This is a genomic window from Microcystis sp. LEGE 08355 (assembly GCF_015207185.1).
GTDB classification, from domain to species: Bacteria; Cyanobacteriota; Cyanobacteriia; order Cyanobacteriales; family Microcystaceae; genus Microcystis; species Microcystis panniformis.
Genome location: NZ_JADEXI010000304.1, coordinates 1 through 5,679, shown reverse-complemented (window position 1 = coordinate 5,679; position 5,679 = coordinate 1). Strand labels below are relative to the sequence as shown.

General features: G+C 43.1%; 4 protein-coding genes and 1 pseudogene. 1 reads left to right on the top strand and 4 read right to left on the bottom strand.

Translation table 11 applies throughout. The features are described 5' to 3' along the window. Positions 1-53 precede the first annotated feature (53 nt). On the top strand, positions 54-932 hold the full coding sequence (locus IQ242_RS15360; RefSeq protein ID WP_193960555.1) for an NAD(P)-dependent oxidoreductase: 879 nt from the start codon (positions 54-56) through the stop codon (positions 930-932). Here IQ242_RS15360 and IQ242_RS15355 read toward each other — a convergent pair. The 4 genes and pseudogenes from IQ242_RS15355 to IQ242_RS15340 all read right to left on the bottom strand — a co-directional run. Next, positions 929-1,279: a 4a-hydroxytetrahydrobiopterin dehydratase gene (locus tag IQ242_RS15355; RefSeq protein ID WP_002762185.1), complete on the bottom strand. Its 351-nt coding sequence runs from the start codon at positions 1,277-1,279 to the stop codon at positions 929-931. The genes IQ242_RS15360 and IQ242_RS15355 overlap by 4 nt on opposite strands. 207 nt (positions 1,280-1,486) lie before the next feature. Next, the gene (locus IQ242_RS15350; protein ID WP_193960554.1) at positions 1,487-2,989 is read right to left on the bottom strand and encodes a DEAD/DEAH box helicase; all 1,503 of its coding nucleotides are present in this window, start codon (positions 2,987-2,989) and stop codon (positions 1,487-1,489) included. 345 nt (positions 2,990-3,334) lie between these two features. Then, complete coding sequence (gene htpG, locus IQ242_RS15345; RefSeq protein ID WP_255520659.1) at positions 3,335-5,308, bottom strand: molecular chaperone HtpG; 1,974 nt, start codon at positions 5,306-5,308, stop codon at positions 3,335-3,337. A gap of 238 nt (positions 5,309-5,546) precedes the next feature. Further along, positions 5,547-5,679, bottom strand: a pseudogene (locus IQ242_RS15340) (bifunctional diaminohydroxyphosphoribosylaminopyrimidine deaminase/5-amino-6-(5-phosphoribosylamino)uracil reductase); the annotation flags it as partial.

Here is a 5,679-nt window from a genome sequence, read left to right as displayed (position 1 = left end):
CACTTCCCCACTTCCCCACTTCCCCACACCCTGTTCCCTTGATTACCAAAATTATGAGTCAAAAAATTGCCTTTTTAGGATTAGGAGTGATGGGAGCCCCGATGACGGTTAATCTTGTCCGTCAAGGTTTTGCTGTCAATGCTTGGAATCGCACCCCAGAAGCGCCGGGGATAACCATTGCCAGGGCATCGGATGCGAACATTTGTTCTAGTATTGCCGCCGCCGTCAGGGATGCCGAGATTGTCTTTACCTGCGTCGGGGATGTGCCTGACGTGGAAGCGGTGATTTTAGGACCGGGGGGTGTCGTGGAATCGGCAGCGGTGGGAACTCTGGTGGTGGATATGAGTACCATTGGCTCTCAAGCCGCTAGGATGATTGGGGAAAAGCTAGAGGAAAATAATCTCCGTTTTCTCGATGCTCCCGTCTCTGGGGGCGATATTGGGGCGAAAAACGGCAGTTTAACTATTATGGTGGGGGGGAAAGAAGCGGATTTTCAGACTTGTCTGCCCTGTTTTCAAGCCATGGGCAAAACTATTCGCTGGTGTGGCGAAATTGGCAACGGACAAGCGGTAAAACTCTGTAATCAAGTCTTGGGGGCGGTTCACATGGTGGCGCTGTGTGAGGCTCTAAAAATGGCAAAAATTCAAGGATTAGACCCCAATTTAGTCATAGAAGTCTGTAAAACGGGGGCGGCAGGTTCTTGGGCGTTGGAAAATTTGGGACCAAAAATCCTCGCCCAAGATTTACAGCCGGCTTTTATGATTGAACATATCTTAAAAGATTTGCGATTAGTCAAAGAAACTGCCCAGACAGCCGGGGAAATTCTGCCCGGGACAGATTTAGCGGAAACTCTATTTAAAGTAGTAGCGGAATTGGACGAAGGCAAGGGAATTAAACAGGGAACCCAAGCGATGATTCGCGCCTACGATTAAGCCTTTTGTTGACGATAAATATCATCGGTACGGGCAGCCATGATGAAATCATTTTGATGTAATCCGCCCACGTCATGGGTCCACCAAGAAACGGTAACTTTACCCCATTCTGTCAATAAAGCGGGGTGATGGCCTTCTTTTTCCGCCGCTTCTCCCACGGCATTAGTAAAGGCGATTGCCCCTTGAAAATTGGCAAATTTATAGAGTTTTTGCAGACGGGGAATCCCCTCGTATTCTAAGAGATTCCAATCGGGAATTTTAGCCTGTAAAGCGGTAATTTCCTCGGCGGTGATAGGAGAAGAACCCGATTGATAAGGTTGACATTTTTGTTGAGCAAGTTCGGTCATAGGGGTATCAATCCAGATTTTTTAAGTAAGTAGTTATAATTAAATTGAAGATAGATTTTGCCTCTGATCCCCCCTGCCCCCTTGATAAGGGGGGTGCCGATAGGCGGGGGGATCCTCCCTGCCCCCCTTGATAAGGGGGGTATCTGACAACTTTTAACACCTACCTACTTACCTTTATTATAGAGGAAAATACCCCAGAGAAATTTTCTATTCTTCCTCTGACTCTGGAGAACTTACCCAAGGGGTAGAAGATTCGGCAGCTTTCGGGAAAGAAAAAGATTTTTTCGGAGCAGAAGGCAATAATTCCAATTGTCGATTACCGGTTTTATAGCTAGTTTTATTTTTCTGCTCTCCCCGTCGTCGTTGGGAGGTTTTTTCCTCCGTGGTATTTTCGGCTATCACTTCATACAAAATCGCCCGTTTATCCTCTTGTTGTCCTTTTCTTAACACCCGTCCTAAACGCTGAATATATTCCCTCGTGGAACCGGTTCCCGATAAAATAATCGCGATGCGTGCTTCCGGCACATCAACCCCTTCATTAAGAACATGAGAAGTCACCAGAATTTTGTATTCTCCCTGACGAAAACGGGTCAGAATTTCATGGCGTTCTTTCACGGGAGTTTGATGGGTTATGGCAGGTATTAAAAAGCTCTCGGAAATGCGGTAAACTGTGGCATTATCGTTGGTAAAAATCAAAATTGGTTCCGGATGTTGTTCACAGATTAACTCGGCTAAAACCCGCAATTTTCCCTGGGTTCCGGAGGATATTTCCTTCGACTCCCGGTGCGCTAACATCGCCCGGCGCCCTTCGCTACTTCTGGCACTAATCATGACAAAATTTTGCCAACCATCTAAACCAGACAAACTGAGATTATTTTTTCTTAAAAAATCATTGCGAATTTTAATTGCTTCTTGATATTTTTCCTGTTCTTTGGCGGATAGTTTCACTTTAATTTGAATTATTTCATGATCCGCTAGGGCTTTTCCTGACAAGTCTTGGGGACTTTTTTGATAAACAATTGCACCAATAAGATAATCTAAATCCTGATGACTACCATCACCGCGATCCGGTGTTGCTGTTAAGCCTAAACGATAGGGTGCGATCGAATCTTCCGCTATTTTCCGAAAGAAATCCGATGGTAAATGATGACATTCATCAAAAATCAAAAAAGCGTAACGATTACCCAGAGTTTCTGAGTAAATTGCCGCACTTTGATAGGTGGCGATTAAAATAGCACTATTATCCTTAGAACCTCCCCCTAATAATCCCACCTCGGCATCGGGAAAAGCCGCCAACATCTGGGCATACCACTGGTGCATTAAATCAATAGTCGGCACGATAATTAAGGTACTGCGGGGAGTCGATTGTAGAGCTAATTGGGCAAGATAGGTTTTACCAGCAGCGGTGGGAAGGACTATAACACCCCTTCTCTGGGATTTTTTCCAAGCGATTAACGCTTCAGTTTGGTGGGGGTAGGGTTCCCGTTCAAAACTGGCAATTAATTCTAAATTGTTGAAAGCTTTTGCTTCATCTTGGAAGTTAATGCCCTCCTCCTGTAGGGTTTCCACGAGAGGACGATAATGAATCGCCAAAATGCGAAATCTTTCGATACGATCATCCCAAGTGGCAAAATCTAGCCATTTTTTCCCTTTTGGTGGTGGATGGAGAATTAAGGTTCCTCGCTCATATTTGAGGGTGGGTAAGCGCATTTTTCAGTTATCAGTTATCAGTTATCAGTTATCAGTAAACAGTTATCAGTAAACAGAACGTAGGTTGGGTTGAAGCATGAAACCCAACGCCCGCTCATGTTACGCTACCGCTAACCCATCCTACAAATAATTGTGCCTCCCTACTTATCAGTTATCAGTTATCAGTAAACAGTAAACAGTAAACAGTATAAGTGAACTGAAAACTTACATCTGATAACTGATAACTGATTCAAGGCTGACGGTGGCAAGATAGCTTATCCCTAGATCCTATTGATCAGGTTAAAAAAATAGAGTGTGAATTAACACACTCTCAGCATATCGGAACAGCCAAAGTTTGGCAATAGATTAAATCTTTTCGGTTAGCTTAGTCAGAACGCGATTGGAACGTTCCACAAAAGCTTGCATTCCCTCGGCATCAAATCCTTTTTGAGCGATTAAAGCTAAATCATAAACGTGCTGACAGAGCATTTTCGCTAATTGCGCCGATGGAGATTCGCCACTACCAGTAACAATACTTCCCTGACTAATCTGGACAATCTGTTGAATTAAGGGATGATTAGTATTAATCATCAGAATATGTTCTTCGGGGAAAGCCATGGCTTTTTGTTGCATCATTGCCGTCATTTCCTGTAAGCGTCGCATCGCTTCTGGAAGTAAGACAATTGCTGGGGGAGTACCTTGGGGATCATCAGATTTCAAGGCTTCAGTTTTGATATTGATGCGAGAATTATCGAGAGCTTTGGCGAAGATTTCTTTGATTAATTCAGCCCGGGTTTTATTACTGGCGGGATCGATAATTTCACTAGCTTGATCCTGTTCGAGCAGTGTCGAGTCTAATTCAGAATCAACCCGGGTGAATTTCACATCGGAGTATTCTCTTTCTAGGAAAGGAATAAAGTAATTAGTATCGATGAAAGAATCAAAGAAGAGGATCTCTAACCCTTGATTTTTGTAGAGTTCAACGTAGGTGGATTGGCTACGAGGATCGGTACAGTAAAAAACTCGATTTTCGTGGCGTTCTTTATGGCGTTCCAGGTAGGCTTTGAGAGTAGTATAACCTTCCTGTTCGATCGCTTCTAGGGGAGTTTTCGCCGTCGCTTCTTGCCATGCGTCACCTTCGGCGGTTTGTACTTGCACTTGTACTGGGGTTTCTGGGGATTTGTAGGTAGTGCGATAGATTAAAATATCTTCTACCTGCTGTTTAAATTTATCCTCTTTTAAGGAACCAAATTTAATAAAGGTTCCCACATCTCCCCAACAACGAATATATTCTTTTGCGTCTTCGTTGTAGAGAGATTTGAGACGATCAGCAATTTTTTTGGCAATAAAATCGGCAATACGGCGAACGGTGCGATCTTTGGTTAAAGCACTTCGAGACACATTTAAAGGAATGTCTGGACTATCGATAACTCCTCGCAAGGGTATCAGGAAATCGGGAATAATTTCCTCGCAATGATCGCTGACAAAAACCTGATTACAGAATAACTTTAATTGTCCTTTTGAGACATCCACATCCGGTCTGAGTTTGGGAAAATAAAGAATGCCATTGAGCAAGAAAGGATAATCGGTATTCAGATGTACCCAGAGTAAAGGTTCTTCTTGGAAAGGGTAGAGATAACGATAGAATTCTAGGTAGTCTTCTTTAGTCAGATTTTGAGGAGATTCTTTCCATAAAGCCCGTTGTTGATTAATCACTTCCCCATCAATTTTAATGGGAACGGGCATAAAATCTGAGTAGGTTTTGACTAACTGACGAATGCGGGCAGGTTCTAAATATTCCCCTTCCTCATCCATTAAAGTTAGGGTGATAGTGGTGCCGATTTGGCTGCGGGAAGAATCGGTTAATTCAAACTCGGGAGAACCATCACAAGACCAATGGACAGGGGTAGCACCTTCTTGATAGGAAAGAGTATCAATTTCTACCTTTTTAGCCACCATAAAAGCCGAATAAAAACCTAGTCCAAAATGACCGATTAAATCCTTGGCTGATTTTTGGTATTTATTGATAAATTCTTCCGCACTGGAAAAGGCAACCTGGTTAATGTATTTCTTGATTTCTTCCGCCGTCATCCCGATACCATTATCGGTAATTGATAGGGTACGATTTTCTTTGTCGATGGCGAGATTAATTTCTGGTTCGGGGACTTCTCCTCTCGCTTCTCCTGCTAAAGAAGCCATTTTTAATTTCGAGATGGCATCAACACTATTAGATATCAATTCCCGCAGAAAAATTTCATGGTCAGTGTAGAGGGATTTTTTGATAATAGGGAAGATATTCTCGGTATGAATCGTGATATTACCTTTTTCGAGTACCGTCATACGTTCAATCACTAAGGGCTTGACTATTCTAACTTTTTTATTCTGCTCGATAATGGCACTATTGATCACAGAGCAATTGCCCAACTTCCTCTAGGGGGATAACCGTACCGATAAACGGATTTGACGGCAGCGGGGCGATTTCTAGAACTCGATCGCAAAAATCGGGGTTATTGATCACTTTTTGACTTTTACAAGCGGTTGGTTGAGATTTGCCGATTGAGGGGGAATTGCAGTAGCTCTACTTTTCACTTTGCAGATATCCCTCAATCAAAATATCGGGATTGAGATAATTAACCGTGACATTTTCTAACTGTAAAGCTTCGCTCATTAACTGGAAACCTAAATCACCCACGGCAGTAGGTGCCTTGATT

What these genes read in the sequence shown, in the direction of transcription:
- IQ242_RS15360 (WP_193960555.1), top strand. Translation starts at nt 54, where the DNA reads ATGAGTCAAAAAATTGCCTTTTTAGGATTAGGAGTGATGGGAGCCCCG.
- htpG (WP_255520659.1), bottom strand. Translation starts at nt 5,308, where the DNA reads ATGACGGTACTCGAAAAAGGTAATATCACGATTCATACCGAGAATATC.
- IQ242_RS15355 (WP_002762185.1), bottom strand. Translation starts at nt 1,279, where the DNA reads ATGACCGAACTTGCTCAACAAAAATGTCAACCTTATCAATCGGGTTCT.
- IQ242_RS15350 (WP_193960554.1), bottom strand. Translation starts at nt 2,989, where the DNA reads ATGCGCTTACCCACCCTCAAATATGAGCGAGGAACCTTAATTCTCCAT.